The 26,914-nt window shown below is 65.7% G+C and carries 30 protein-coding genes; 11 read left to right on the plus strand and 19 right to left on the minus strand.

The window, feature by feature from the left end:
* Positions 1–27 precede the first annotated feature (27 nt).
* Complete coding sequence (recR, locus tag GK109_RS07055) at positions 28–627, plus strand: recombination mediator RecR (protein ID WP_050056466.1); 600 nt, start codon at positions 28–30, stop codon at positions 625–627.
* 56 nt (positions 628–683) lie between these two features.
* On the opposite strand, the gene GK109_RS07060 is transcribed toward recR, so the two are convergent.
* The 3 genes from GK109_RS07060 to GK109_RS07070 all read right to left on the minus strand — a co-directional run bounded on the left by GK109_RS07060 (position 684) and on the right by GK109_RS07070 (position 3,991).
* The gene (locus GK109_RS07060; RefSeq protein ID WP_231754813.1) at positions 684–1,787 is read right to left on the minus strand and encodes a hypothetical protein; all 1,104 of its coding nucleotides are present in this window, start codon (positions 1,785–1,787) and stop codon (positions 684–686) included.
* A gap of 108 nt (positions 1,788–1,895) precedes the next feature.
* A complete protein-coding gene (locus GK109_RS07065; RefSeq protein WP_323057718.1) occupies positions 1,896–3,029 on the minus strand; it encodes an ABC transporter permease subunit in 1,134 nt (377 codons plus the stop codon).
* Positions 3,026–3,991, minus strand: a complete 966-nt coding sequence (locus GK109_RS07070) for an ABC transporter ATP-binding protein (RefSeq protein WP_231754814.1) — start codon at positions 3,989–3,991, stop codon at positions 3,026–3,028. Before GK109_RS07070 ends, GK109_RS07065 begins: the two co-directional genes overlap by 4 nt.
* A 206-nt stretch (positions 3,992–4,197) precedes the next feature.
* Here GK109_RS07070 and GK109_RS07075 point away from each other — a divergent pair, with 206 nt between their 5' ends.
* Positions 4,198–5,556: an aspartate kinase gene (locus GK109_RS07075; RefSeq protein WP_157239329.1), complete on the plus strand. Its 1,359-nt coding sequence runs from the start codon at positions 4,198–4,200 to the stop codon at positions 5,554–5,556.
* A gap of 123 nt (positions 5,557–5,679) precedes the next feature.
* Here GK109_RS07075 and GK109_RS07080 read toward each other — a convergent pair whose 3' ends face one another.
* Complete coding sequence (locus GK109_RS07080) at positions 5,680–5,895, minus strand: hypothetical protein (RefSeq protein ID WP_104999594.1); 216 nt, start codon at positions 5,893–5,895, stop codon at positions 5,680–5,682.
* 115 nt (positions 5,896–6,010) lie between these two features.
* Entirely contained in the window at positions 6,011–6,253 is a 243-nt protein-coding gene (locus tag GK109_RS07085) for a hypothetical protein (RefSeq protein WP_157239332.1), read from the minus strand.
* A gap of 77 nt (positions 6,254–6,330) precedes the next feature.
* On the opposite strand from GK109_RS07085, the gene GK109_RS07090 reads away from it, so the two are divergent.
* The 4 genes from GK109_RS07090 (at position 6,331) to GK109_RS07105 (ending at position 8,745) form a co-directional block, all read left to right on the plus strand.
* On the plus strand, positions 6,331–6,813 hold the full coding sequence (locus tag GK109_RS07090) for a MarR family winged helix-turn-helix transcriptional regulator (RefSeq protein WP_157239334.1): 483 nt from the start codon (positions 6,331–6,333) through the stop codon (positions 6,811–6,813).
* Positions 6,814–6,906: 93 nt separating this feature from the next.
* The gene (locus GK109_RS07095) at positions 6,907–7,482 is read left to right on the plus strand and encodes an SSI family serine proteinase inhibitor (protein WP_157242732.1); all 576 of its coding nucleotides are present in this window, start codon (positions 6,907–6,909) and stop codon (positions 7,480–7,482) included.
* The gene (locus GK109_RS07100; protein WP_157239336.1) at positions 7,454–8,401 is read left to right on the plus strand and encodes a 3-methyladenine DNA glycosylase; all 948 of its coding nucleotides are present in this window, start codon (positions 7,454–7,456) and stop codon (positions 8,399–8,401) included. The genes GK109_RS07095 and GK109_RS07100 overlap by 29 nt, the downstream gene beginning before the upstream one ends.
* Complete coding sequence (locus GK109_RS07105) at positions 8,398–8,745, plus strand: serine protease inhibitor (protein ID WP_157239338.1); 348 nt, start codon at positions 8,398–8,400, stop codon at positions 8,743–8,745. Before GK109_RS07100 ends, GK109_RS07105 begins: the two co-directional genes overlap by 4 nt.
* A 95-nt stretch (positions 8,746–8,840) precedes the next feature.
* Here the strand turns inward: GK109_RS07105 and GK109_RS07110 are convergent, their stop codons facing one another.
* Positions 8,841–11,945 (minus strand): S8 family serine peptidase, encoded by a 3,105-nt coding sequence (locus GK109_RS07110; protein ID WP_370460771.1) that lies wholly within the window; start codon positions 11,943–11,945, stop codon positions 8,841–8,843.
* Positions 11,946–12,224: 279 nt separating this feature from the next.
* Complete coding sequence (locus GK109_RS07115) at positions 12,225–12,410, minus strand: hypothetical protein (protein ID WP_157239342.1); 186 nt, start codon at positions 12,408–12,410, stop codon at positions 12,225–12,227.
* 270 nt (positions 12,411–12,680) lie between these two features.
* Between GK109_RS07115 and purS the strand changes: the two genes are divergently transcribed.
* Genes purS through purL form a run of 3 tightly spaced genes read left to right on the plus strand, consistent with a single transcriptional unit; the run spans position 12,681 to position 16,025 of the window.
* Positions 12,681–12,932 carry a phosphoribosylformylglycinamidine synthase subunit PurS gene (gene purS / locus GK109_RS07120; RefSeq protein WP_157239345.1) on the plus strand — a complete coding sequence of 84 codons (252 nt, stop codon included), beginning with the start codon at positions 12,681–12,683 and terminating at the stop codon, positions 12,930–12,932.
* Position 12,933: 1 nt separating this feature from the next.
* Positions 12,934–13,719 (plus strand): phosphoribosylformylglycinamidine synthase subunit PurQ, encoded by a 786-nt coding sequence (purQ, locus tag GK109_RS07125; protein ID WP_157239348.1) that lies wholly within the window; start codon positions 12,934–12,936, stop codon positions 13,717–13,719.
* The gene (purL, locus tag GK109_RS07130) at positions 13,716–16,025 is read left to right on the plus strand and encodes a phosphoribosylformylglycinamidine synthase subunit PurL (RefSeq protein ID WP_370460449.1); all 2,310 of its coding nucleotides are present in this window, start codon (positions 13,716–13,718) and stop codon (positions 16,023–16,025) included. Before purQ ends, purL begins: the two co-directional genes overlap by 4 nt.
* Before the next feature lie 73 nt (positions 16,026–16,098).
* Here the strand turns inward: purL and GK109_RS07135 are convergent, their stop codons facing one another.
* From GK109_RS07135 to GK109_RS07155, 5 genes are all read right to left on the minus strand, one after another.
* On the minus strand, positions 16,099–17,040 hold the full coding sequence (locus GK109_RS07135) for a hypothetical protein (protein WP_231754817.1): 942 nt from the start codon (positions 17,038–17,040) through the stop codon (positions 16,099–16,101).
* Between the two features lie 117 nt (positions 17,041–17,157).
* Entirely contained in the window at positions 17,158–17,451 is a 294-nt protein-coding gene (locus GK109_RS07140) for a DUF503 domain-containing protein (protein WP_157239350.1), read from the minus strand.
* A 75-nt stretch (positions 17,452–17,526) separates the two neighbouring features.
* Positions 17,527–17,844: a putative quinol monooxygenase gene (locus GK109_RS07145; protein ID WP_370460450.1), complete on the minus strand. Its 318-nt coding sequence runs from the start codon at positions 17,842–17,844 to the stop codon at positions 17,527–17,529.
* The gene (locus GK109_RS07150; protein ID WP_157239352.1) at positions 17,841–18,395 is read right to left on the minus strand and encodes a DUF1990 family protein; all 555 of its coding nucleotides are present in this window, start codon (positions 18,393–18,395) and stop codon (positions 17,841–17,843) included. Before GK109_RS07150 ends, GK109_RS07145 begins: the two co-directional genes overlap by 4 nt.
* Complete coding sequence (locus GK109_RS07155; protein WP_157239354.1) at positions 18,385–18,795, minus strand: MmcQ/YjbR family DNA-binding protein; 411 nt, start codon at positions 18,793–18,795, stop codon at positions 18,385–18,387. Before GK109_RS07155 ends, GK109_RS07150 begins: the two co-directional genes overlap by 11 nt.
* Before the next feature lie 45 nt (positions 18,796–18,840).
* Between GK109_RS07155 and GK109_RS07160 the strand changes: the two genes are divergently transcribed.
* Positions 18,841–19,869, plus strand: coding sequence for an isopenicillin N synthase family oxygenase (locus GK109_RS07160; protein WP_157239355.1), 1,029 nt, complete (start codon positions 18,841–18,843; stop codon positions 19,867–19,869).
* Positions 19,870–19,881: 12 nt separating this feature from the next.
* On the opposite strand, the gene GK109_RS07165 is transcribed toward GK109_RS07160, so the two are convergent.
* The 6 genes from GK109_RS07165 to GK109_RS07190 all read right to left on the minus strand — a co-directional run bounded on the left by GK109_RS07165 (position 19,882) and on the right by GK109_RS07190 (position 25,346).
* Positions 19,882–20,307 (minus strand): CoA-binding protein, encoded by a 426-nt coding sequence (locus tag GK109_RS07165; protein WP_157239357.1) that lies wholly within the window; start codon positions 20,305–20,307, stop codon positions 19,882–19,884.
* 60 nt (positions 20,308–20,367) lie between these two features.
* Positions 20,368–21,270: a hypothetical protein gene (locus GK109_RS07170; RefSeq protein WP_157239359.1), complete on the minus strand. Its 903-nt coding sequence runs from the start codon at positions 21,268–21,270 to the stop codon at positions 20,368–20,370.
* Positions 21,267–21,818: an RNA polymerase sigma factor gene (locus GK109_RS07175; RefSeq protein WP_370460451.1), complete on the minus strand. Its 552-nt coding sequence runs from the start codon at positions 21,816–21,818 to the stop codon at positions 21,267–21,269. The genes GK109_RS07170 and GK109_RS07175 overlap by 4 nt, the downstream gene beginning before the upstream one ends.
* A gap of 305 nt (positions 21,819–22,123) precedes the next feature.
* Positions 22,124–22,477: a YegP family protein gene (locus GK109_RS07180; RefSeq protein ID WP_157239376.1), complete on the minus strand. Its 354-nt coding sequence runs from the start codon at positions 22,475–22,477 to the stop codon at positions 22,124–22,126.
* A 261-nt stretch (positions 22,478–22,738) separates the two neighbouring features.
* The gene (locus GK109_RS07185; protein WP_157239378.1) at positions 22,739–24,028 is read right to left on the minus strand and encodes an adenylosuccinate synthase; all 1,290 of its coding nucleotides are present in this window, start codon (positions 24,026–24,028) and stop codon (positions 22,739–22,741) included.
* A 256-nt stretch (positions 24,029–24,284) separates the two neighbouring features.
* Entirely contained in the window at positions 24,285–25,346 is a 1,062-nt protein-coding gene (locus GK109_RS07190) for a M14 family zinc carboxypeptidase (protein WP_370460452.1), read from the minus strand.
* Positions 25,347–25,706: 360 nt separating this feature from the next.
* Here GK109_RS07190 and GK109_RS07195 point away from each other — a divergent pair, with 360 nt between their 5' ends.
* Positions 25,707–26,339, plus strand: coding sequence for a uracil-DNA glycosylase (locus GK109_RS07195; protein WP_157239380.1), 633 nt, complete (start codon positions 25,707–25,709; stop codon positions 26,337–26,339).
* A gap of 151 nt (positions 26,340–26,490) precedes the next feature.
* On the opposite strand, the gene GK109_RS07200 is transcribed toward GK109_RS07195, so the two are convergent.
* Complete coding sequence (locus GK109_RS07200) at positions 26,491–26,913, minus strand: DUF3151 domain-containing protein (RefSeq protein ID WP_157239381.1); 423 nt, start codon at positions 26,911–26,913, stop codon at positions 26,491–26,493.
* Between the last annotated feature and the right edge of the window lies 1 nt (position 26,914).

Raw genomic sequence — 26,914 nt, forward strand, 5'->3', positions numbered from 1 at the left:
CAATCCATCCCAAACTAAGGGGAAAACGTGTACGAAGGTGCTGTCCAGGAGCTGATTGATGAGCTCGGACGCCTTCCGGGGGTGGGCCCCAAATCCGCCCAGCGGCTTGCGTTCCACATCCTCGAAGCTGACCCCCAGGACATGAAGCGCCTGGTTGAAGCGATCACGACTGTCAAGGAACGGGTCAAGTTCTGCACCGTCTGCGGCAACGTCACAGAGCAGGAACTGTGCAACATCTGCCGTGACCCGCGCCGGGATCCGGCGGTGATCTGCGTTGTAGAAGAATCAAAGGATGTCCTGGCCGTGGAACGCACGCGGTCGTTCCGGGGCCGCTACCACGTGCTGGGCGGCGCAATTAACCCCATTGCGGGCATCGGACCCGAGCAGCTCCGCATCCGCGAGCTCCTGACCCGGCTCAATGACGGCGCCATCCAGGAAGTCATTATCGCCACCGACCCCAACCTTGAGGGCGAGGCCACTGCCACCTACCTGGCCCGTATGCTCAAGACAATCGGCATCACCGTGACCCGGCTGGCCTCCGGGCTGCCGGTGGGCGGCGACCTGGAATACGCGGATGAGGTCACCCTTGGCAGGGCGTTCGAGGGCCGCCGGAACGCCCTCACCTGACCTGGCCCTGACCCTGGCCCGGGTAAGCGCGGCACGAGGCACACGCGCGGCCTGCGTCAGGGCCGCGGACGCCGGCGCGAAACAGCCGCCCTGTTTCCGGCGGCCAGCAGCGCTCCAGCCACTATGGCCTGGCCGGCAATTCCCACCACAGGCAAGGGCATCCGGGCCGAATCCCTGGTCAGCGGTTCCCCGTTCACACAGGGGACCTGGGTGCCGTCCCCTGCTTCTTGAATGGCTGCCGGCACCCATCCCAGGACAGCCCCGGCCGGATCGGCGTCAGCGCCCAGCGCCAGGAAAACTACCGACGGGCTGATGGCAGCCAGCCACATGATGCGCTCGGTATGGTAGACCTCGGCTGCGCCGGCCGGGACTCCCGAGCACTCGTAGGCCTGGCGTGTGCCGGCGGGCCCCCACTGCACATTCATAGCGACGGTTACTGGTTCCACCGCCCGGACCAACGGCACCAGGGCGGCAGCAGCACCGGCCGAGCCAGCCACCAGGATTCCCGCTAATACCCAGCCCGCCACACGGGCCGGTCCCGATTTCCGAACCGCAGCCGCCACCCCCACTCCAACGGCGCCGAAAACGGCGCCCTCAACAGCGGTGACCCCGGCAGCAGCTGCCGCCACAGCGCCTGATCCGCCGGCCGCCAGCGACTGCAGCATCAGTACGCAGAACGTTAGGGCAGCCAGGACGAGCCCACGGAATGTGGTGGCCAGCAACGCCGGGAGGATCCTGCCGCCCACGGCCGGCTCCCGGGCTGCGGCAGCTTGTCCATGGCACTGCATGCCCCAGGCCACCGCGAGAAAGGCCGCGACGGACGGCACGAGGGTTGCGGCGAGCGCGTACACCAGCATCGGGGCGTTGTACCCGCCACTCCCCTGTCCCAGCGACGCAAACATCACTACGGCGGCGGCGGCAGCAGCCCAGGTTCCTAAGACAGCGCCGCCCGCCTGCGCCCAGAACCTGGCGGTACGGATGCTGCGGACCACATCAGCCAACGCCGGCTGCATGCCCGGCCGGCCGCCGCGCACCTGTTCCCGGCCGCCGTCGTCGTCATCCTCCCAGCTGGGGCTGCCCGTACCGCCGGGGTTCGCGCCTATCGGTTCGTAAAAGGGTTCGGGGGCTGGATGCACAGCAGGCTGGTCGTCGTCGGCCATGGGGAAGCCCCGCCTTTCCACGGACAGGCCCCAGCCCCGGCTCAGACCGGCGAACGTGCCGGCTGGGTCCTATCGTTGCCCAACACGCCAGCGCTGTCCAGAGCCGGACTAGGCGATGCGCACGCCCCTGGCCAGCTTGTGCGCTGGCGTCCGGAGCGCCCGCCAGCCCAGCCACATCAGCAGGGTGGACAGCACCAGCTGAAGCCCCAGCCCAAGCGGCCACAGCGGTGTTTTCTGCCCCAGGTATGGCGGCTGGACCAGTCCGTTGGCGCACGGGACGGTGCCGTCCGGGCCGGCCATGGCCTGCCGGGCGCCCTGGCTGATTCCTTCGATGGTCCCGACGGAGGCGAAACCCGTCTGCGCTGTGCGGTCGCGGTAGGGGATGGCATCGGCCACCACCACAAAGGGGTTCATGCCCAGCAGCCAGGCAACCCGCTCGGTACGGAGGGCAGGCTGTTCCCGGAGCGGGCCCGAGCAGGTGTACTCCGGCCCAAACGGCCCGGACTCCAGAGGTGCGTACTGGCGGTACTGCGGGTTGTTGGCCATGACGGTGCCCTGGGCCAGGCCTGTGCCAAGCCCGAAGGAAATCAGCGTGCCGAAAACCAGCCCGGCCACCGCCAGGTAAGTCACCACGATGGAGAACAAGGGCCGCCCGGCCAGAGCTGAAATCCCTACGCCCAGGGCGCATACGATTCCCACTTCAACGGCCAGCATCAGCAGTGCCACCAGCACGTGACCCGGCGTCATTCCCCCAAGAGCCACACCGATGATCAGGAACGGCGCGCTGGCCACCAGGAAGGCAAGGGCTGCCAGCCAGGCGGCAAAAAACTTCCCCCACAGGATCTGGCCGGGTTCGAGCAGGGTGACCTGCAGGATCGCCAGGGTGCCGCCCGCCCGGTCCCCGGTGATGGCATTGGCGGACAAGGCGGGCGCCACCAGCAATGCGAACAACAAGACAAATGCCAGCACCACTTCAAAGATCATGGAACCCGGGCCGGCTTGCTCCGGCGGAACATAGCCTCCATACGCCCGCTGGGCAGCCTGGGAAGCGTTCCAACTGGCCCACGTCAGCAGCGTGACCACACCGGTCAGGACAAACCAGATGGCCAGCATGATGTACCAGCCGCGCGAACGCAGGCGCTGCTTCAGTTCCAGGACCACCACATTCCTGATTCCCGCAAGATAGGCGGCTGATGCGCCGCTTCCGGAGGTGTCCTGCCTGTTGTCGGTTGCCTGGCTCACTGCCGCTCCCCCTCGAGGTTCATGTAGGTCTCTTCAAGGGCCCCGCTGGCGGGGGCAAAGGAAATGATTCCGACGCCGGCCAGCACCAGGTCCCGCAGGAGGCGCTCCGCATCGCCGTCGTTATTCAGCACCAGGCTCACGCCCGGACGGCGGCCATCCTCGACGCGGAACGCCATTCCCAGCCCCGTTAGCCCTGCGGCCAGTGCTGCCGGATCCGATCCGGAAATCGCGTACCGCCGGCCCGCGGCGGCTGCTTCCGCCGTGGTCTGCTGGCGGACTGTGCGGCCCTTGTTGACGAACACTGCGCCGTCGGCGATCTCGTCAAGTTCAGCGAGGACGTGGGATGAGACCACCACGGCCTTGCCCTCCGCCGCCAGCTGCCGCAGCATAGTGCGAAGCTCCACCCGCGAGCCCGGGTCCAGGCCCGAGGCGGGCTCGTCAAGGAGCAGGACGGAAGGGTCGTGGATCAGTGCCCTGGCGAGGCTCAGCCGCTGCTGCTGCCCGCGGGACAACACCCGTGCCGGCTGGTCCGCGAGATCGTCCAGCCGCACCCTTTCCAGCATGGTGGCCACCCGTTGCCCGAGGCCTTCGGCCGGCAGCCGGTAGAAACGGGCCATCTGGGTCAGGATCTCCCGGGCGGTCAAAGACTCCCACACGCCCAACGTATCGGGCATCCAGCCCAGGCGCCTTCTGACCTGCGCGCGGTGGCGGAGTGGATCCAGGCCTGCCACGCTGATGGTCCCCTCATCCGGCGCCAGCAGCGATGCAAGCATCAGCAGGAGCGTCGTTTTGCCGGCGCCGTTGGGGCCGATCAGGGCGGTCACCTTCCCTGCCGGAGCATTGAAGTCCATGTGCTCGACGGCGCGCACCGCGCCGAAGCTTCGGCTGACACCCAGTGCCGATATTCCGTCGTCGGACACCGGCCCGCCCGAATCTCCCGGTACCTCAGAAATCATTGCCATCTATCTGCACCTGCCCCCACAGTCATTGCATTCTGACGCTCTGAGCCTACGCCGTCCCTGCCCTCCCGGGGCTGCTTAGCCGGCCGGAAATGGTCACAATTCAACCCCCGGCAGCGGGCGGCGATAAACTGTGGGGAGAAGTCGCGCCGACCAGGCGTCAGGCTGCCTGGCCTCCAAACTCCTACCGATCCAGTGAAGGTACGCGCATGAGTACGCCCACTACCGAAGTGCACAACGCAACGCAGCCGCAGGGGCTGCCCACCGGCCGTGCGGTGACAAAGCAGCTCATCGTGCAGAAGTTCGGCGGATCCTCCGTGGCGGACGCGGACGGAATCAAGCGGGTTGCCAAACGCGTGGTGGACGCCCAGGCCGCCGGCAACGAGGTGGTTGTCGTCGTCTCCGCCATGGGTGACACCACGGACGAACTCCTGGACCTTGCCGCCCAGGTGACAGACTCCGCCCCGGCCCGCGAAATGGACATGCTGCTGTCCGCCGGCGAGCGCATCTCCATGGCGCTGCTGGCCATGGCCATCAATAAACTGGGCGCCTCCGCCCAGTCCTTCACCGGTTCCCAGGCCGGCATGATCACTGACGGCATCCACGGCAAGGCCCGGATCATCGATGTGGATCCCCACCGGATCCGGACGGCGCTGGACAAGGGCAACATCGCCATTGTGGCCGGATTCCAGGGCATGAGCCGGGCCACCAACGAGATCACCACCCTCGGCCGGGGCGGGTCAGACACCACCGCCGTGGCGCTGGCGGCGGCCCTCGAGGCGGACGTGTGCGAGATCTACACGGACGTGGACGGCATCTACACCGCCGATCCCCGCGTAGTTCCCTCCGCCCAGAAAATCGAGCGGATCTCCAGTGAGGAAATGCTGGAGCTCGCAGCGTCCGGCGCCAAGATCCTCCACCTGCGCTGCGTGGAGTATGCCCGCAGGTTCGGCGTTCCCCTGCACGTCCGTTCCTCATTCAGCCAGCACGAAGGCACCTGGGTCATCCCCAGCGCCGAAGACAAGATCACCACACAAGAGGGAGTTGCCTTGGAGCAGCCAATCATCTCCGGCGTCGCGCACGACCGTTCCGAAGCCAAGGTCACGGTTGTTGGCGTTCCGGACATTCCGGGCAAGGCGGCAGCGATCTTCCAGGTCATCGCCGACGCCCACTCGAACATCGACATGATCGTGCAGAACGTCTCCACCCACGGCACGGGCCGGACGGATATCTCGTTCACGCTCCCCATCGTGGAAGGCGCCGACGCGCTGGCGGCCCTCCATGCGGCGCAGGACCAGATCGGCTTCGAGAGCATCGAGTACAACGAGCAGATCGGCAAGCTGTCGCTCATCGGTGCAGGCATGCGCTCGCACCCCGGCGTCTCGGCAACGTTCTTCAAAGCGCTCTCCGACGCCGGTATCAACATCAACATGATCTCCACTTCCGAGATCCGCATCTCCGTTGTGACCCACGCGGATCTCCTGGACGAGGCTGTGCGCGTCATCCACAAGGCCTTTGACCTGGACAGCGAGAACGAAGCGACGGTCTACGGCGGCACCGGCCGCTAGTACGGCCGGCAAGCCAGGGCCCCAAGCCGGGCCGCCGCAGGCGCGGGAAAGCCGGGCTCCTTCCGATATTCGGAGGAAGCCCGGCTTTCCTGCGTTTGGGATGCCCCGGCCTGAGCCGGCGGTTCAGCTTTCCTTCTCGAGGTCTTCCCGGCGCACAGCGTAGTGATGGCCGGTCGAATCGGTTTCCACGACGAAGTGCGAGAGGTCCTCCTCCGAGGCTTGTTCGAAAGCGTCATGCTTGTGGACCACAGGCGTATCCGGGTCCAGCCGCGTGGCCGGGCCAAAGACGAACCGCAGCCTCTCGGTGAGATTCATGAAACCACTGAGTACATGTGCCACTGTTTCCACCCCCTTCCCGGACATCGGGGAAAGCGCTCCTGCCGGCAGGAGCCAGTGCCCTTATTTTATGCCTGCGGGCCGGAAAAGGCTCCCGGCCAGGACAGCATTGCCGGGGTCAGCGAAGGGATTTGTCCTCTGGATTCCTGGGGACCACGTAGGTGCTGCCGTCCGGCCGCTTCACGGTCTCCCACTGCTGGGTCTCAGCTTCCCGCTGGGCCAGCAGCCTGCGGTTTTCATCCGTCATGGCGTGGCCCAGGGATGAGCGGTTCGCGGGGCCGAAGATGGCCCGGAGCCTGCCGGTGGCCCGCATGAAGCGCTGCGAAGCGTTTTCCTTGCCTGCTGAGTTGCCCTTACCCATGAAACTGGCTCCTTACCTGACATGCCTACCGCTGAAAGTGTACGCTAATGATTAGTGCACTAACAATCGGAGGATCCATGACAACGGCAACGGGCAGTGACCAGGGGCAGGACGAGGACCTGCTTTTGGAACACCAGTTGTGTTTCGCCCTGACGGTGGCGGCGCGAAGCGTTGTGGGCGCCTACCGGCCGGTGCTGGAGAAGCTGAACCTGACCCACCCCCAGTACCTGGTGATGCTGTGCCTGTGGGAAGCGAGCCCCCGGACTGTCCGGAATATCAGCGAGGCCCTCGCCCAGGAACCGGCCACCATCTCCCCGCTCCTCCGCAGGCTTGAGGCCGCGGGCCTGATTACGCGACGGCGGGCAGACGGAAATGAGCGCGCCCTTGCCGTCGAGTTGACCCCCGAAGGCGCCGCGCTCCGGCAGGAGGCGCTCAACGTTCCCGGGACCATGATGGAACGGCTGGGGTTGAGCAGGGACCAGGTCGGCGAACTGCATGCGGCCATGATGGGGCTCATTGCGGCCACCTCCAACACCGGCCAGATGCAGGACCGGCAGTAGAATAGCGGCATGAAGGGAAGGCCGCGATCCCCGGGCAGGACGCCCACGAGCATGATGTCCAGCACGATCTCCACAGGGGCGAGGCCCGCAGGAATGTTCTCCACCCGCAGAATTCAGGTCCAGTCGCTTGCCTTGCTCTTGGCAGCGGCGCTGCTCCCGGCCTGTTCCCCGGGCCAGGGCGGCAGCACCCCGACCGGCGGACCCTCCGCATCTCCCTCATCCTCCGCCACCAGTTCCCCGCAGCCGTCCGGCAGCCCGTCTGCCGACGCCGAAACCTCCGTCCCTGCCCCGGCTCCCGAACCTTCGCCGGCGCCGTCAGGACCGGGCAAGGGTAACGCCGAACTTGCCATCATCGTCGTTCCAGCCGAGGGGGAACCGGAGACCAGCTACACCCTGGTCTGCGCCGACGGTGTCCCTGCCGCTGAAAGCGTCCACCCGGCCGCTGATGCGGCCTGCGCTGCGCTGAAGGAAAACGCCGGGCTGTTAAGCCCCTCCGCTCCGGCAACGGACCGGGCCTGCACTGAACAGTACGGCGGCCCGCAGAAAGCCACCGTGACAGGTGTTGTGGACGGCGTGCCGGTAGACGCTGCCTTCTCCCGCACCAACGGATGCGAAATCAGCGCCTGGGACGCTGCGAAGGATGTCCTGGGTGCCGCCGGTGGAGCTTAAGCTTCTGGCGCCGGATGTTTGGCGGCCGATGGAGGAGGCCCACCACCAGCGCGTCAGCCGCTACGCCGACCCCTACCTTGCCCGCAGGTCTGCGGGCAAGAAGCACCCGGTGGAAGACTTCCTGTTCACCTACTACACCCAGAAACCGGGCCAGCTGCGGCGCTGGCACCCCGGCGCAGGGTACGTCCTGGCGGGCAGGGCAGCGGCCGCACGTACGGCCTGGAAGCACTACAGGACGCTCGACGACGGCGAGCTTGCCTTCCTGGGGCTGCCGGAAGGAAGCACCGCGGTCACCTTTGACCGGGACGCTTTTCTTGCCGAACGCAGCGAGGCTGTTGCCTTTGCCGGCATCATCGTGCGGGGGACCGCCGCACGCCCGGCCCAGTTCGGCTGCTTTGGCCTGCACGAATGGGCGATGGTCTACCGCCAGGACAAGTTCGACCTGCGCCATGAATACCTCCAGCTGCGGCTGGGTTCGGCCGGCACTGACAAGGTGGTGGAGGACAACAGGATCCGCTGCACGCACTTCGATGCCTTCCGCTTTTATACGCCGGACGCCGTTCCGCTGAATGAGTTTGCGCCGAGCCGGGACAGCCAGCGCCACCAGGAACAGCCGGGCTGCCTCCACGCCAACATGGACCTGTACAAGTGGGCCTACAAGCTGCTGCCGGCCCTGTCCAGCGAACTGGTGATGGAATGCTTCGAGCTGTCCTGGCGGATCCGCGCCATGGACATGCAGGCTTCTCCCTACGACCTGACGGAGTGGGGCTATCCGGCCATTCCCATCGAGACGCCCCAGGGGAAGGCAGCCTACGTGGAGCACCAGCGCTCCTTCGCCACCGAGGCAGCAGCCCTACGCGAGAGGCTGGCCGTTGCGCTGGACGCGCTGTCCCCGACCGTTCCCGGCGTGACCGCATGATCGATCTCACCGTCAGGCTCAAGGAGGATCCGGCCGCCGTCGAGCACGTATTTCGGCTCATAGCCGACGACGGACGTAACCAGCCCGGGAGCACGCTGCCGGACCCCGAAGCTGCCCTCGCAGCCGTGGAGAAGTACGGCGAGGACATCTTTTTTCCCAAGCCCGGACCACCACGCCTGTGCACGCAGCAGTATGGCGGGCCGCAGGTGGCCGTGGTGACTGGAATCTTCCATGGCCGCCCTGTCAATTCCATTTTCAGGCGGACGGACGGCTGCGAAATCGCGCGCTGGAACGCAATGGCACCGCTGCTGGGCAGTGCCGGCGGGGCATGGGGCAACACCTAGGACCCCGATGCGGCACGGCCCTTCACACAAAGCAGGATCCCCGGACGGTTCGACCGCCCGGGGATCCTGTTTTTCCTTACAAGAAGGGGAGGTTCCTATGACGCTGGTACTGCGTCCGCTAGCGCTACCTGCGGAGCCCCTGCCGGGGCAGTGGGCGCGGCGCCCACCTGGACGTTGACCCACGTCCTGATGCCGTTCCCGCCCAGGCTGAGCCGCGAAACGTAGGCACCTGCGGACAGGCCGGTCCAGGAAAGCGTGGCGGAGGTGGCGGTGCCGTTCGGGGCCACGATCGGATTCGGGTCCACCGCGAGGTTGCCGGCATCGCCCGCGAAGGTCACTGCCTGGACGGAAGCAGTGGCCGGTCCATTGTCCGGCGTGGAGTACAGGTTGGCCACCACGTAGTACGTGCCCGCACGGGGCGATTCAAGGTCCAAAAACTCGCTGGCCGAAGCTGTCGCCACCTGGGTGGCCGTCAGGCCGCCCGAAGCATTCGGTGCGTAGACCACCATGTCCCAGTCGACGTCGTCCGATTGCGCCTGGACGCCCAGGCGGGCGAAAGAGGCTCCCTCCGGGACTGCCACCTGAAGCAGCGCGTTGTGGGCGTCGTTCCGGGGGGCGTACGCGCCGGGAGTCTTGGAAATGGCCGTTTGGCTCAGCGGAGCAAGCCCTTCCACCCCGACGTTGATCGGGCTGTCCGAACCGGACACCAGTTCCATCGTGCCGGTCCCGCTGCCGGAAGCGGAGCTGAAAGAGAAGGACGGGGCGATCTGTGCATCAACAGGCCGGATTGCGATGGGAGAGCTCACGGTACGCGGGCCCTTCCAGGTCAGGGTGCCGCTGCTGAACTTGCCCACCGGAGCGCTGGCGTTCCGGATGGTCAGCGTGACATCGCGGGTCTGGCCGGCCTTGGCGAAGTTCAGTGCGTTCGGCTCAACCTGGACGTTGAATCCCGGCATGTTGACTTCCGGGCGGTAGATTCCTGGAACCAGGGCAGTGAGCTGTCGCTTGACCTGTACTTCCCCAACCAGGCTGCCGAGTGCGATCGACGGAACGTTCAGGTCGCGGGCCGCAGTGGAGCCGGCCTGCGGAGCACCGGTGTCCACGCCCTGGCCGTTAAGGAAGCCGAGCCAGTCCTTGATGCCCGAGTTGTAGACCAGGCCCGGATCCAGGACCCGGGTGGAGTCGATGTGGCCGGCGCCGCCCTGGAACGGATCCGTATTGGGCGTACCGTCGGCTTTCACCAGCGGGTAAGCGGTGGTCATCATGGCCGATTTGACCATCGCGGGCGTCCATTTGGGCTGCTTGCTGAGCACCAGGGCGCCGAATCCGGCGATGTGCGGGGCAGCCATGGAGGTTCCGGACATAAAGCCGAACTGGTCACCGTTGTTGCCGATAGTGGAGACGCCGGCAAGGACGTTCACGCCGGGAGCCGCAATGTCCGGCTTCAGCAGGTCACCGCCGGCGGCGAGGGTAGGTCCACGAGAGGAGAACCCGGCGATCTGGGGCGCAGGCGCCGCCGGCAGGCCCGTGAGGTCGCCCTTGACGAGGCTGACTGTCAAGGCGGGGTTGGACTCCAGCTTGGCTTTCAGTTCCAGGCTCTTGGGTGCGTTGACATGAACGGTGGGGAGCACATGGTTGTCCGCATCCTCGGAGCTGCTGGTGAGGTTCACCAGGATCATGCCGACGCCGCCCTTGTCCTGGACTTCCTGGCTCTTGGCCGTCCGGTCCACCACGCCGCGGTCGCAGACCACCACTTTGCCTGCAACCTTGGCCGCGTCGAGGGAGCCCGGGGCGCACAGGTTGGCGTTGGTGGCTCCGGCTGCTGCCGCGGCCGAGGCGACGATAACCGCTTTGTCCGCAACCTCGGATTTCATGATCGAAGCTCCGCGGTAGAGCGAGCCGTCCGAGACCTTGACGGTGCCCAGCAGGTCACTGGGGAATGTGGATGCGGCAACCGTGGTCAGCCAGGGTGAGGCGTGGTTGACCGTGGACACCGTGGGCCCGGAGTTGCCGGCTGATGCGGACACGAAGACGCCTGCAGCGGCAGCATTGAGGAACGCCAACGCGACGGGATCGGTAGTGTTGTTGTTGTTGCCGGAAATGGAGTAGTTCAGGACATCCACGCCGTCCTTGATTGCGGCCTCCACCGCCTCCACAGAAGCGGAGGAATAGCAGCCGCCGGTGTCCGGGTTGGTGTCCTCCCAGCAGACTTTGTATACCGAGACCTTCGCGGCGGGGGCAACGCCGGAGCTCTTGCCGAAGTTTGCGCCGTCAATCACCTGCTCCACATTCGCGTTACCCGCAGCGGTGGTAGCCGTGTGGGTTCCGTGGCTTCCGACGTCGACCGGGGAGATGAGTTCCTCCGGGGCCCGGTTCTGCGGGGCTACGTATTGCAGGAACGAATCGGCGAAGTACCTCGCGCCAACGACCTTGGAGTTGCACAGGGAGCCGTCGAACGACGCTCCGGTGCCCTGGCCCTTTTGGCATTCTCCCTCGAAGGTGGTGCCGTCAGCCTTGAGCATGGCGATCCGGCCTTCCGCGGTGCGGTACGGTACGCCCACCTGGGCCGGGCCGCTCAGGGGCTGGACCGGTTCGCCCTGGAGGAACGGGTTGTCCGGTGCATAGCCCGAGTCGATGACGCCAACCACCACGCCCTTGCCGGCGTTGGCTTCGCCGCCGAACTGCTTGGCCCAGACGCCGTCGGGGCCCGTCAGCTTGAGGAAGTCGGTGGTGGTGTAGTCAGGAGCGTTTTCCACGTCGGGCGCAACCACCATCACGCGCTCATCCTTGGAAAGTTCCATCGCCTGGGCGGCAGTAAGCTCGGCGGTGAAGCCGTTCAGGGCGGCCGTGTACTGCTTTCCCGGGGTCACCCCCTGGCTTGCCGCCACCTCCCGCTGCTGCTTGCGCAGGTGTGCGTCATAGGCCCTGTAGCTGGCGCTGCCGGAGTCCAGCTTCCGCCCGTTATCGGGCTTAGTTGCGCCCAGCCCGGGGGTGCCGCCCTCGTAGGCGGCGGCCGCTGCTTCCGCCAGGACCACAATGTAGCGGCCGTCCTTGAATTCGGCAGGTGCAGTTTCCTTGGCAGCGACTGCCTGATCCAGCCCGGCAGGCGCCGCGGTGGCGGGACTGATGGCCATCGAGGTGAGGAGAAGCGGCAAGCCCACGGCAAGCGCCGCTGCCTTCCGGAATCCCCCGCCCCGGATGGGGCTCTTTCCAGTAGATCTCACGTGCAAACCTTTCACGATGTACCGGCCCAGCCACGGTTGGGGGCCCGAAACGACTGACTTGGCACACGGAATTACAGATCTTGTCATTCCATGAGACCATTCGATTCAAAGAGTACATAGTGATAGCTGAATATGACATAGGACACAAAACCAATATTTTGGCCAGTCACACGGGAGACAGGAGACTGCGGCGGAGCATCAAAAAGGGCGCCCCGAAGACGCCCTTACAAGTTCTCAGATGGCAAACGCCTCCCGCTACTGGCGCGGGGTGCGGACCACCTCACTGATCCACTGCCTGGTCTTTTCATCCATGGGACCTGCCACCCGGTTCTCCCGGGCGAACCGGTCAGCCTTGACCTTCTGGAGCACCATCCGGCCCAGCCCGGCGAACACTGCTGCGGCAACCACTGGCAACAGCAGGGATTTCGAATTCTCAGCCATCCAGCAATCCTAGTGACGCAGGACGCACAACTCCAGAACTCCCGCCGATACCTGTAGTCACGCCGAAATCAACCCCGGAACCACCGTCAATCGCCCGAATACAGGGTGGGGCGCTGCGGCCGGTAGAATGGGCTAGCAAGCTCGCGGAGCGCCCGTCCACAAGGTCTAGGAAACAGTGCCTGGCACAGCATGTCCCAGACACCCCGGTACGGCGTGAGACGGCACCACTCCGCTGCGCCCTTACCCAAGCTCACGCACAGGAGTTACCGGATGCCCCGGATCGTTGTTGACGTCATGCCCAAGCCCGAGATTCTGGACCCGCAGGGGAAGGCGATCGTCGGCGCTCTCCCCCGTCTGGGCTTCACCAGCTTCAGCGCTGTCCGCCAGGGCAAGCGGTTCGAACTGACCGTCGACGGCGAGGTGACCGAGGAAATCCTGGCCCAGGCACGCAATGCCGCAGAGACCCTCCTGTCCAACCCCGTCATCGAGGACGTCGTCAACGTCGAGGTCGTCGAGGCCTGACATGACTGAACTTCCCCTGATCGGCGGCGCAACCGCCGTCGCCGCAGATGCGCGCCTCGCGGACGCGAAGATCGGCGTCGTCACCTTCCCGGGAACGCTCGATGACCGCGACGCTGCCCGCGCAATCCGCCTGGCCGGCGGCACCGCCGTCGAACTCTGGCATGGCGACTCCCAGCTTGGTGACGTGGACGCCGTGGTGATTCCCGGCGGTTTCTCCTACGGCGACTACCTCCGCGCCGGCGCCATTGCCCGCTTCGCGCCGCTGATGTCCAAAATCATCGACGCCGCCAACTCCGACGCCAAGCTGCCGGTCCTCGGCATCTGCAACGGCTTCCAGATCCTCACCGAGTCGCACCTGCTGCCCGGCTCGATGATCAAGAACGACCACCTGAAGTTCCTCTGCCGCGACCAGGTGCTGCGCGTCGAGAACAGCAACACCGCGTGGACCCTGGACTACGAAGCGGGCCAGGAGATCACCATTCCGCTCAAGAACCAGGATGGCCAGTACATCGCGGACGAAAAGACCCTGGACGCCCTTGAGGCTGAGGGCCGCGTGGTGTTCCGCTATGTGGGCTTCAACCCGAACGGCTCCCGCCGCGACATCGCCGGCATCTCCAACGCCGCCGGCAACGTGGTGGGCCTCATGCCGCACCCCGAGCACGCCGTGGAGGTCGGCTTCGGCCCCGAGACTGTTGTGTCCCGTGAGACGGGTATCGCCGGGTCCGACACCGACGGCCTCGGTTTCTTCACCTCCGTCCTGAACAAGATTGTGGGAGGCGACAAGTGACCACGGAAACCACCAAGAAGTTCAACATCGACACGGTCGAGCACGCCGCGAAGACGCCGGACACGGAACTGCCCTGGGCCGAGCTGGGCCTGAAGCAGAACGAGTTCGACGAGATCGTCAAGGTCCTGGGCCGCCGCCCCACCGGCGCGGAACTGGCCATGTACTCCGTCATGTGGAGCGAGCACTGCTCCTACAAGTCCTCCAAGAACCACCTGCGCCAGTTCGGCCAGAAGGTCACCGAGGAAATGAAGAAGGACATGCTGGTGGGCATCGGCGAAAACGCCGGCGTGACCAACCTTGGGGACGGCTGGGCCGTCACCTTCAAGATCGAATCGCACAACTCGCCGTCGTTCGTTGAGCCCTACCAGGGCGCAGCCACCGGCATTGGCGGCATTGTCCGCGACATCATCTCCATGGGTGCCCGCCCCGTGGCCGTCATGGACCCGCTGCGCTTCGGCGCCATCGACCACCCGGACACCGCCCGCGTCATGCATGGTGCAGTGGCCGGCATCGGCGGCTACGGCAACTCCCTGGGCCTGCCCAACATCGGCGGCGAAATGGTGTTCGACTCCGTCTACCAGGGCAACCCGCTGGTCAACGCCCTGGCCGTCGGCGTCATGCGGCACGAGGACATCCGCCTGGCCAACGCCTCCGGCAAGGGCAACAAGGTGGTCCTGTTCGGTGCGCGCACCGGCGGCGACGGCATCGGCGGCGCCTCGGTGCTGGCTTCCGAGTCCTTCGACGACACCAAGCCCTCCAAGCGCCCCGCAGTGCAGGTGGGCGACCCGTTCGCCGAGAAGGTCCTCATCGAATGCTGCCTGGAGCTCTTCAAGGGCTCGCTGGTGGAAGGCATCCAGGACCTTGGCGCCGCGGGTATCTCCTGCGCCACGTCCGAGCTGGCCTCCAACGGCGACGGCGGCATGCAGGTTGAGCTGACCTCCGTCCTGCTGCGCGACCCCACGCTGACCCCGGGCGAGATCCTGATGTCCGAGTCGCAGGAACGCATGATGGCCGTGGTCACGCCCGAGAACGTGAAGGCGTTCGAGGCCGTGATGGACAAGTGGGCCGTGGAGTACTCCTGGCTGGGCGAGGTGACCGATACCGGCCGCCTGATCATCACCTGGGAAGGCGAGGTGATCGTCGACGTCGATCCCCGCACCGTGGCGCACGACGGCCCGGTCTACGACCGCCCGTTCGCCCGCCCCGAGTGGCAGGACGCCGTGCAGGCGGACACCTTCACCGGTTCCGTTCAGGACGCAGGACGCCCGGCTGCCCCCGCTGAGCTGGCCGCGGCCGTCACCGAACTGGTGGCGTCCCCGAACATGTGCTCCAAGTCCTGGATCACCAACCAGTACGACCGCTACGTGGGCGGCAACACCGCCATGGCATTCCCCGACGACGCCGGCGTGGTGCGCGTGGACGAGGAGACCGGCCTGGGCGTTGCCCTGGCCACCGACGCCAACGGCCGCTACACCTACCTCGATCCGTACCACGGCGCGCAGCTGGCGCTGGCTGAGGCCTACCGCAACGTTGCCACCGCGGGTGCCGTCCCGATGGCTGTCAGTGACTGCCTGAACTTCGGTTCCCCCGAGGACCCGGATGTCATGTGGCAGCTCGCCGAGGCCATCCGCGGCCTGTCCGACGCCTGCATGGTGCTGGGCATCCCGGTGACCGGCGGCAACGTCTCCCTGTACAACCAGACGGGCACCACGCCCATCCATCCCTCCCCGGTGGTGGCAGTGCTGGGCAAGCTCGACGACGTCGCCCGCCGCACGCCGTCGGGCTGGCGTGAGGATGGCCAGGCGATCTACCTGCTGGGCACCACCGGCGCGGAACTTGACGGTTCCGAGTGGGCCAACATGCGCGGACACCTGGGCGGCCAGCCGCCCAAGGTGGACCTCGAGGCCGAACGCGCCCTGGGCGAGATCCTGATCAACGCGTCCCGCGACGGCATGATCGACTCCGCGCACGACCTCTCCGAGGGCGGCCTCGCAGCTGCCCTGGTGGAGTCCTCACTGCGCTACGGCGTGGGTGCCCGGATCGCGCTGCAGGATGTCCTGGACCGGGACGGCGTGGACCTGTTCACGGCGCTCTTCTCCGAGTCCCAGGGCCGCGCCGTTGTGGGCGTCCCGCGCTCCGAGGAAGTCCGCTTCACGGACATGTGCACCGCCCGCGGCTTCGCCCACACGCGTATCGGCGTTGTGGACGCGGCCAGCGGCAAGCTGGAGATCAACGGCGTGGAGTCCCTGTCCCTGGACGCCCTCCGTGAAGCCCACGAGGGGACCCTGCCGAAGTACTTCGGCTGACCCTCCCCTCCGATCGATTGCTCCGTATTTGTCGTTTTGAACCCTCAGAACGACAAATACGGAGCAGTCGTTTTTAATCGCCTCGACGCCAGCCGGCCTGGATCAACGCTGCCCGGATCTTGGCGACCGCAGGTTTCGCATCGTTGAACATGTGGCGCTTCGAGATCCTTACTTCGGTCCAGCCCAGGGCTGCGTATCGCTCGGACCGGTCGATGTCCCGCACAATCTGTCCCTCTTCGCCGTGGTGTTCGCCCTCGTATTCGATCCCGATCCGGTACTTCCGGTAGGAGAGATCCGGCTCGTGGTGCCTCATGCCGTCCTCCGAGATGACGGGAACGTTCAGCTCGGGTTCGGGCAGCCCGGCCCGTGCTACGGCCAGCCGAAGCAGTGTTTCCTGGGGCGAATCCGAGCCCACCCGGATGAGCTCTATGGCTTCTTTGGCCTTGCGGAGTCCCCGCTTGCCTTTGTGCCGGTTGATCATCCGCTGAAGATCGCCGATGGAACACAACGGCATGTCCCGGCCCTCGAGCTCCGGCCTGGGCACCCGCACACAGCTGTCCCCCATGACCACGAGTTCGTCCACCGTCAGCATCTCCGCCATGTCCAGCCAGGTGCGCTCCGGAGTGGTCACGGGAATTCCATCGACTACCGTCACCTCGTCGCTGTAAAGCTTCATTCTGTGCACGGTGACATGCGGCCTGTTGAGGTGGGCCGCACCCTCCGGCCTGATGACGTGAAACATTTCCGGATTTCCTTTCTGCCGGCGTCGCGGCAGGACCAGGAGCTCCGCCGCAGTGAGGTGCGAGGCGGCACATCGCACATTGACCTCAAGGAAGGGCCGCACCCTGGCACTCAAGGGGAGCGCCGCCGTCGTGCGTTCCATGCGGATGCCCCTGCCACGGCGCACCAACGACCCGTGACGCCAGCGCCGCGGGGATACTCCTGCGAGCGCCGCATCTGCAAGGGTGAAGGGGCCGGTCCGGAGTTCGTCCGGCAACGGGCGGGGCGTCTTCATCGGTCCATGAGACCAGAATCGGGGAAAGGCCGCAGAAGTTATCCACACCCCTCATCGACTGCTGAGTACTTGTCGTTTTCGCGCGTGAAAACGACAAGTACTCAGCAGCCGATGGGGTTAGTCCTCGCTGTAGTGGTCACGCTGCCGGGCACTGAGCAGTTCCAACTCGGGCCGGGCTGCCACGAAGCGTTCGACGGCGTCCAGCACCTCAATGAGGTGGGCGCGGTCTGCTGCCACCAGGCCGACGCCCACCTGGGAGCGCCGGTACTGGTCGTGATCACCCACCTCGGCAACCGAGACGTCGAAACGCCTCCTGATCTCGGCAAGCAGCGGCCTGATCACGGAGCGCTTTTCCTTAAGGCTTTGGACGTCGCCCAGGAGGATGTCGAATTCGATCCAGCCGATCCACATGCCTTCATGCTATCGAGTGCTCCGTAACTGCCGTTAGGAGGGCCAGAACGGCAGGTACGGAGCAATCGATGGAGGTTAGATGGCGAGCTCGCCCATCTGGTCCCAGCCCTCGCCGTCGAGCTGGCGGCTGATGATCCGGGGTGTTTCGGCAAGCGCCTGGGGCATGTCCGCCATGGCCTGCTTGAAGTGCGGGCTGTTGACGTGCTCTCCGGCGGCGTCGTCCTTGAAGGCCTCCACCAGGACGAACTCGTTGGGGTCGTCCACGCTGCGGGACCAGTCGAACCACAGGTTGCCCGGCTCCTCCCTGGTGGCTTGGGTAAAGTCGGCAACCAGGTCGAGCCACCGCCCGGACCATTCAGGCTTGACCTTGAACTTAACGACAATGAAGATCACGTTGATGTTCCTTCCGCGGCGAGAGTGCGTGCCCCTTCAATGTACCGGGACGTGACATAGCGCTGCGCCGCGCGCGTGACGATGCCGCCGGCCGCGTAGAACCAGTTGGCAGGTTTGCTGAACGCCCGGATCCGCAGAAACACCTCCCCGCGGGCGCTGATTTCCACCTCGAAGGATTCCTCGCCCCTTGCCGGATGCCCGGGCAGCGTTCCGTACCCGAATCCGGCGGACTGCGGCATGTCCTCCCCGGCCGGTTCCCGGACCCACACCACCTGGCATGGCGCGTCCAGCCGGAAGGGCCCGGCGCCGAAGCCGCTCACCACCCGCGCCCCGGGCACCGCCACGGGGGAATCGGCACGGACACGGAGCCCTGCCCTCCGCTGCAGCTCCCAGCCCAGGATGCCGTCCGCAATCCGCCGGTACACGGCAAGGCCCGTGCCCACCCTGACCTCCTTCAGCACGGTGGGGTAGCCCGCAGGCGCGGTGCCCTGCTCCGTGCTTCCGATGCCGGGATAGTTGAGCGCTCCGGCCGCCCCGCCCTTACTGCCCATCCGCGCCGTCCAGGCGGGCCCAGCCCAGCTGCTCCTGCTGCTTCCTGGTGAGGCCTGCCACCACCAGGTCATAGGAGTCCTCCACCATGTCCCTGATCATGCCGTCCGGCAATGCCCCGTCCAGCTGCACCCCGTTCCAGTGGGTCTTGTTCATGTGCCAGGCCCCGTTAATTTCAGGGTGCGCGGCGCGGAGCTGAACCGCCAGGCCCGGCTCGCACTTGAGGTTCACGTACCCGTCCTTCGTGTCCATTGAGGAGAGCGCGAAAACCTTGCCCCCGTTCCGGCCGTTGCCGGCAACGTCGGCGCGAACTTTGAAGACGGCGGTCTCAGGCCCGAACGGATAATCCTCGTACGCGCCGGGGAAGGAGAGGCAGATTTTCCTCAGGGCATCCGGGTCCATGGAGGAAGCCTATAAAGCCATCGCGTCCGGTGCTAGTCTGCGAAGATGTCACACGATCAGGGGACCATACCTGTTCTGGACCTGGCGACGGCGCGGCAGTCCGACGGGTCATTCCACCCGGACTTCATCGAGCAGCTGCGTTATGCCACCCATAACGTGGGCTTCTTCCAGATCACCGGCTACGGTGCGGCCGGCGGGCAGGCTGAACACCTCCTGGACGTCATCAGGCGGTTCTTCGACTTGCCGCTGGAAGAACGCATGAAGCTGGACAACCGGCTTTCGCCACATTTTCGCGGCTACACGCGGATGGGCACCGAAGTGACCCAGGGAAGGGCTGACGCCCGGGAGCAGATCGACTACTCGCCCGAACGGACGCCGGTAGCTGAGTATCCGGAGGACCAGCCGTACTGGCTGCTGCAGGGCCCCAACCTCTGGCCTGACGAATCCTTTCCCGAACTCCGGCCCGCCGCCATGGCGTGGGCGGAATTGATGTCCCGGGTGGGGATGGAACTGCTCAGGGCGATCGCCGTTTCCCTGCAGCTTCCGGAGGACTACTTCGACGAGCCGTTCCAGGGGTCGCCGGCCTGGATGGGCAAGCTGGTGCACTACGTGGGAGGAGTGGTGGAGGCCGCCGGCGACCAGGGCGTGGGCTCGCACGCGGACTACGGGTTCGTCACCCTGCTGCTCCAGGACGGCGTGGGCGGGTTGGAGGTCCTGCCTCCCGGAGCCACCGAATGGGTTCCTGTGGAGCCGGTACCCGGAGCGTTGGTGGTGAACCTTGGCGAGATGCTTGAGGTGGCCACGGAAGGGTATCTGGCGGCCACCATCCATCGCGTGCAGGCTCCCCCGCCAGGGGTGGACCGCTATTCCGTGCCCTTTTTCTGGTCGCCGCGGCTTGATGCCGTGATCGATCCTGTCCCGCTGCCACCAGAGCTGAAGGCGGCGGCGAGGGGAATCACCGATGATCCGGCCAATCCCCTGCTTTCGTCATTCGGCCTCAACATGCTCAAGGGCAGGATGCGCGCGCACCCGGACGTCACCGAGCGGCACTATCCGGAGTTCATGAAGGGCTGAAATTTTCCCCTGTCAGAGATTGAACTTCCAGGCCTGCTGGGCCGGGCAGCTGTCCATCACGACGTCCAGCCCCGCCGCCTTGGCCCGCTCCGCCGCAGCCTCATCAATGACTCCCAGCTGCATCCACACTGCTTTTGCTCCCACCGCGATCGCCTGGTCCACCACGGCCCCCACCTTTTGGGAGTTAACAAAGCAGTCGACGACGTCGATGGGCTGCTTTGACGCCGGAATGTCCAGGAGGCTGCGGTACCCGGTTTCGCCGTGGACGGCGTCTCCGGGGAGGTTGACCGGGATGATTTCCATGCCCAGGCGGTCCCTGATGAACAGCGCGGTATCGAAGGCGGCCCGCCACTCGTTGGTGCTGAGGCCAACGATGGCCCAGCGCCCTTTGGTGCGCATCAGGCGTTCAATGACTGCGGGATCGTTAGTGTGGCCCATGGGCCCAGCCTACGCGGAGAAGCAGGCGGCAAGGCCAACACCCCGCCAACCAGGGACCGCTTAGCGAATGAACTTTTCCAGCCACTTGGCCCCCGGCAGGACCTTTGCGACAGTGGAATCAGCGCCTCGCTGTGCTGCTGCCAGCTGCCCGGATTCGGCAAGAATTCCGGATGCAGGGCCAACCCCGCGCCCGGATTCTTCTTCGCCTGCATCCGGTGCGGTGCCAGGGCCGGTGCCCGGGTCCGCCCTGTCCGGCGAAGCAGCATCTGACCCGCCGTTTTGAGCGGCCTCGCCGCCGTTCTTCCCCGGTTCCTTCTTCGCCAGGCCCGGTCCGTTAACGCCGGAAGGTACCCCCGAACCCTTCCGGACCTGCCCGGGCGATTGAGGCGAGGAAACCTGCCCGGATCGCTGTGGCTGCAGGGTCAACGGAGAATCCTCGGCTAGCGGGGCTTCGTTGCCGGCCAGCCCGGCGTCACGCTGCGCAGGGACGTCGGTGCCGTCATCGCGATTGGCCTTCTGAAGGAACCCTGAGGTGGTGGCCTGGGGCGTGCGGATGGTCCAGGACGGCGCCCAGTCCTTGAGCATCTGCTGTATCGAGAGGCTGCCGGCAGGGGCGGAGCCGGCCGGGCTGGCCGCAACAGTACCCACACCCAGGCCCATTCCAGCCACGAGCGCCAACCCGACGATCGTCGGACGGTGTGAACGGAGCCGGCGGCGCCTGCCGAGCTCGTCACCCGGGCCGTCCGCTGTGTCATCGCGGCGCCGGCCGGGGGCATCATCCAGTGCCGCATGAACGGGGGCGCCCAGCAGCGCTGCCAGCCGTCCCGATGGAACCGGCACAGGCAGGTCCGCCAACTGGCCTATGGCGAGGAGCGCGCGGCGAAGTTCCGCGTCCTGTGCCAGCCCTGCGTCGAGGAGCATCTCCTCCGCAACGGCGGCGAGGTGACGCGCTTGTGGTTTCATGGCTTCAGGTACTCCTTCACTTCCGCAAGGTCCCGCAGTTTGAGGAGCGCCCGGCGCTGGAGCTGCTTCACGGACCCCTCGCTCTTGCCCATGGCGTCCGCTGCCTGCTCGACGGTAAGTCCGGCCACAAGGCGGAGGGACAGTACGTCGCGCTGGTCCTGCGGCAAGGAATCAAGCAGTCCGAGGACTTCCTGCGGCGAAATACGCTCAAGGGCTTCTGATTCAGCCGACGAATCTTCCCGCTGGTCCAGCTCCGGCTCAAACGGCAGTTTGGCGGGCATCCGGCTTTGGCGCCGGTGGTCGTCCACCATCCTGGCGTGGGCCACCGAAAAAATGAATGTGCGGAGTCCTGCGGCTCCCCCGTGCACAGAGTCGAGGCGCGGCAGGATGGAAAGGAACACTTCCTGCATGGCCGCCTCCGGATCTTCGACTCCCCGGGCTGTCAGGTAGCCCAGGACCTGGGATGCATACGTCCGGTAGACAAGGCTGAAGACGGCTGCCCCGGCGGGCCCGTCCCGCAGGTCCTCGTCTGTCAGGGCATCAGTCACGGACGTAGTGCTTTCAGTCAAAAAGGGGTTCGTGTGAGCGGAGAAGCTGTCCGGCCTGCGTAAGGCCCGGTTCCCCGCACAACTTTACCCCTCAGTAATCACCGTCCGGGACCGCCACGCGTACTCCGCCGGTCCCACAAGGCAACTGCCCCTGCCCTCGGAAAGTGAAAGAGCCGGCCTGGAACGTGATGGGGGACAAGTTCCAGACCGGCGCTACATAGAGGTAATCGCCCGGAAGGGCGGACGGGTTACGCGTTTCCGAAAAAACTTTTGGAACTTTTTTCGACGGCGGCCCGGCTGGAGGTTCAGCGGGCTGCTGCCGTGGTCCAGCGCGGCGGGTTTGCCTGCCGGCGGGACCCCTGAACGATGGCAAAAGGGTGCGTCCTGGCCGGGACACGCTGGTCTTCGCAGTCGGGCTGCGGCTTTGCGGGGACCGGTGCCGGCGCCGCGGCGGGGGCGGGCCTGGTGACCGCCCCGGCAGGGCAAAGATCGGTGACCAGTCCGGTGCCCGCGCATTCGCGGACGGCGGAGATTCCGGCCGCGAGGGCGGACTTGTCCTCAAAGGGCCCGGATACGGCCATCACCGTTCCATCCGGGGCCAGAAGCCTGAACCTGAAAAACAACTCTGAGTCAACAAAAGCTTCGAACTTTCCGGCCATGATAAATCCTCCCGGTTTGCGGGATCCTGTCCAGCGACGTCTTTGTCACGAACCGGTCCATGCACATCGCTGCGCCTGTGCCCGCGGGTTTGGTCGAACGAATTGGTGATCGCATCACGTGGTGCTGATAAGTCTGTCGTCCAGGTGCCCCGCCCCACAAGAGCTACCGCGTAAACCCTGTGTAAATTGCCGGACTTTTGGAAAAACGAAAGCGGCGGGCACCCGTGTGGGTGGCCCGCCGCCGTCGTAATTCCTGCCCCGTCAGTCGTTGATGAGGTCGTTCACCACGATGGTCTGGTCCCGGTCCGGTCCCACGCCGATTGCGGAGAAGCGCGTGCCGGACAGCTTCTCAAGGGCGAGCACGTAGTTGCGCGCGTTTTCCGGCAGGTCAGCCAACGTACGGGCGCCGGTGATGTCCTCGGTCCAGCCCTCGAAGTACTCGAAGATGGGCTTGGCGTGGTGGAATTCGGTCTGCGTCATGGGCATTTCATCGTGCCGGACGCCGTCCACGTCGTAGGCCACGCACACAGGGATCTGCTCGATGCCTGTGAGCACGTCCAGCTTGGTGACAAAGTAGTCCGTGAAGCCGTTGACGCGGGAGGCGTGGCGGGCCAGGACGGCGTCGTACCAGCCGCAGCGGCGGGGACGGCCGGTGTTGACGCCGAACTCGCCGCCTGTCTTCTGCAGGTACATGCCCATCTCGTCAAAGAGTTCCGTGGGGAACGGGCCGGCGCCAACGCGGGTGGTGTACGCCTTGATGATGCCGATGGAGCGGGAGATGCGGGTGGGCCCGATGCCCGAGCCAACGGAGGCGCCTCCTGCCGTGGGGTTGGAGGAGGTGACGAACGGGTACGTCCCGTGGTCCACGTCCAGGAACGTCGCCTGGCCGCCTTCCATCAGGACAACCTTGCCCTCGTCCAACGCCGAGTTCAGGACCAGCGTGCTGTCGATGACCAGCGGGCGGAGCCGTTCGGCGAAGGACAGGAAGTACTCCACGATCTCGTCCACCACCACGCCGCGGCGGTTGTAGACCTTGACCAGGAGTTCATTCTTTTGGCGCAGCGACCCTTCCACCTTCTGGCGGAGGATGGACTCGTCGAAGACGTCCTGCACGCGGATGCCCAGGCGGGCCACCTTGTCCATGTAGGCCGGGCCAATGCCGCGGCCGGTGGTGCCGATGGCACGGCTGCCGAGGAAGCGTTCGGTGACCTTGTCCAGCACCTGGTGGTACGGGGCCACCAGGTGGGCGTTGGCCGAGACGCGGAGCTTGGAGGTATCGGCGCCGCGGGCCTGCAGGCCGTCAATTTCCTGGAAGAGGGCCTCGAGGTTGACCACGCAGCCATTACCGATAATGGGGACTGCGTTGGGGCTGAGAATGCCTGCCGGCAGCAGCTTGAGTTCGTACTTTTCACCGCCTACGACGACGGTGTGCCCGGCGTTGTTGCCGCCGTTTGGCTTGACGACGTAGTCAACACGGCCGCCCAGGAGATCGGTGGCCTTGCCTTTTCCTTCGTCGCCCCACTGGGCTCCTACGATCACAATTGCTGGCATGGGATCCTCCCCCATTCGTTCGGGCTGCCCGGTTGGCCACAGAGTGGCGGTCCTGCGCAGCGCCGTTCATGAGAATGCCCCGAACGTACCGGCCTTCGCTGGTCCGCGGGGCGGTGCAGCGACGCAAGAGTTCCGGGGCTCTTACCACCCAAGTTTAGCCGATGAGGGACTTTGTCCACTCGTTGGCCGCCGCGGTCCTTCCTGCAGGGTAAAAGGCTCCTGCGTAAGGACCGCGGCGGACTGTCAGCGTGGGCTGCTACTCGTCGTCTGCTTCCTCTCCCGGGCGGGAGGCCTGGGTGGCGAGGCTGTCCCAGAAGGAGGTGTCGGCGTCGGCAATTGAACCGTCAGCAATGGCGGCGGCGGTGGCGGTCAGCGTGGTCACGGTCTGCTTGATCAGGTAGCCGTTGCTCCGGAGCCCCAGGGCGTAGCCGTCCAGGTAGTGGTCGGACATGCCGCGCATCTCGAACAGGAGCGTTGCGATCCCGTATTCCACTGCGATGCCGTTGCGGCTGATGGTTTCAGCGCTGCCGCCCACGTACTTGCCCAGGTGGCCCCAGCCGGTGGAATCAACGTTGTGGAACACCACAGCGCCCAACTGCTTGGACTTTTCCACCACGGCCGGATCAGCGTTGGGGGTGGTGGGGTACAGGATGGACCCCGACACCAGTTCACCGTCCCGCTGGCTGCGGGTGCCCTGGTGGTGCAGGTCGATCATGTAGTCCACGTTGTACTTGCGCATCACGTTGTTGTGCAGCGCCAGGGTCTCAGGCTGGACCTTGGCCACGTGGTCCCGGTTGAGGTCAACCTCCTCCGCGTTGTAGCGGGTCATGTTCCGGTCGCCCTTGGCCAGGTAGTCGTCCAGCGGGAAGTTCACATCGCCCATGGCGCCGTCCGCGTTCAGCATGGGCACGATGAGGATGTTCACTCCGTCCAGGACATCCTGCGATTTGCCGGTGCCAAGGTGCTTGACGAACTCCAGCGCACCTTCGGTGGTGAGCTGCTCGTTGCCGTGCTGCTGGGTCAGGTAGAGGATGGTGGGCTTGGCCGGGTCCGAAATGTACTTGACCAGGTGGATGTCCCGGCCTTTCACCGTTTGGCCGATGACTTCCAGCTCCATGGCGGACTGGCGGGCGTCCTGGTCTTTGAGGAACGAGACCATCTGGTCGTAGGTGGCAAGCTTCGATGTGGTGATCTGGCCGTTGCCGTCATAGTTGGGCCCCTCTCCGACGGCGAGCGCGGGTGCGGGCGCAGCTAGTGCAGCCAGGGCCAGGGCTCCCGATGCTGCCAGGGTCCTGAAAGTTGCCAGGGTATTTCTCACGGTGCGGTACCTCTTCCGGTGCAGGTGGAGTGCGACCAGCCCGCCATGTCCCCCATCACGGGCTGTGACAAAAGCCAACCAACCTGGATGAATCCTGTCAATGGATGTGACTGGATCCTGCAGGCAGTTATTACGTTCCGAAAAGAACGGCGTCCGGAGCCTTCCCGGGCGGCTTTGGCCAACTGCCAATGAGTATTGGCTCGAAGCGACCGGCGTTTCGTTTGCCTGGGCTTGCTAAACTGGTAAAGGCCGACCAGGAATCGGCCCACCCCAATTAACCGCCGTTGATGAGCTGTGCCACCGTGCGCCCATTTTCGCCGGCGGAAGCACCATCAATCCCCGCAGGAGATCAAGCACTTCATGACAGCCCTGGCACCCGAATCCTTCCATGAGCAACTCCTGAGCCGCCGCTACGAACCCAACGTTGCTGCCGTCAACGAACTGTGCGATTCCCTGCAGGATGCCAAGCCCGGCACCGTGGTGCCCTACGTCGATCCCATGCACGATGTGGACGAGTGCCGCATCATCAGCCTGTACTCGAACATCGGCGAGGCAGACAAGTCCGGTTTCATCACCCCCGGGGACGAGGACGCCGCCACCCGGATGCTGGGTATCCAGTGGAAGCTGGGCCTGCGTCCCGAGTTCGTGATGCCGTGGAACGTCCACCCGTGGCACATCCCGGGCGAGGCGAACGGCAAATTCACCCCGGACCAGATCTCGGCAGGCCTTAAGCCGCTGCTGAAGTTCCTGGCGGTGGTTCCCCGCGCGTCGGTCATCGTTGCCCACGGCACGGAAGCCAACCGCCTGGCCAACCTGCTCCTGAAAACCGAAGTCCCGCTGCTCTGGCGCCGCGGCCTGAAGACGTACAAGGTGCGCTCCCTCAGCGGCCGCGCCTTCGCCGGTTCACCTGCCCGCCAGGAGGAGTACCTCGAGGACATGCGGGTCGCCTACGCGGACGCGATGGCGCGGACAGGGCTGCAAAAGGCCAGCTAATCCGGCTCCGGACCCTTAAGCCGAACGACGGCGGGCTGCCACCTTTCTCGAAAAGGTGACCGCCCGCCGTCGTTCGTTAAACCAACGCGGGGTCGCTAAACGCCGTCTCCGAGTCCCGGAAAGGGCGGTAAGTGACCCCGCGTCGCTGTTGCTAGGAGGCTTCGATGGCCGCCTTGGCCGACGGGTCGGAATCGTTGAGGAACTTCTCGATCCGTTCCGGCTCCTCCGCTTCGCCAATCGCAGCCGAGGCGCGGCCGAGCGAGTACAGTGCCCGCAGGAAACCCCGGTTGGGTTCGTGCTCCCAGGGAATGGGACCGACGCCCCGCCAGCCGTTGCGGCGCAGCGAGTCCAGGCCGCGGTGGTAGCCCACGCGCGAGTAGGCGTAGGAATCGATGGTCCGTCCTTCTGCCCAGGCCTCTTCCGCCAGCACTGCCCACAACAGCGAGGATGTGGGGTGCTTGGCCACCAGGTCCAGGGCTTCCTGGCCCGCTTCGAGCTGCTGGTAGACCTCAGTCTCGGCAGGCAGGAGCGTGGGCTCGGGGCCCATCAAATTCCTACGGAACTCATCGGACATT

Origin of the sequence: Pseudarthrobacter sp. GA104 (genome assembly GCF_009741265.1) — a bacterium.
In the GTDB taxonomy this organism is placed as follows: domain Bacteria; phylum Actinomycetota; class Actinomycetes; order Actinomycetales; family Micrococcaceae; genus Arthrobacter.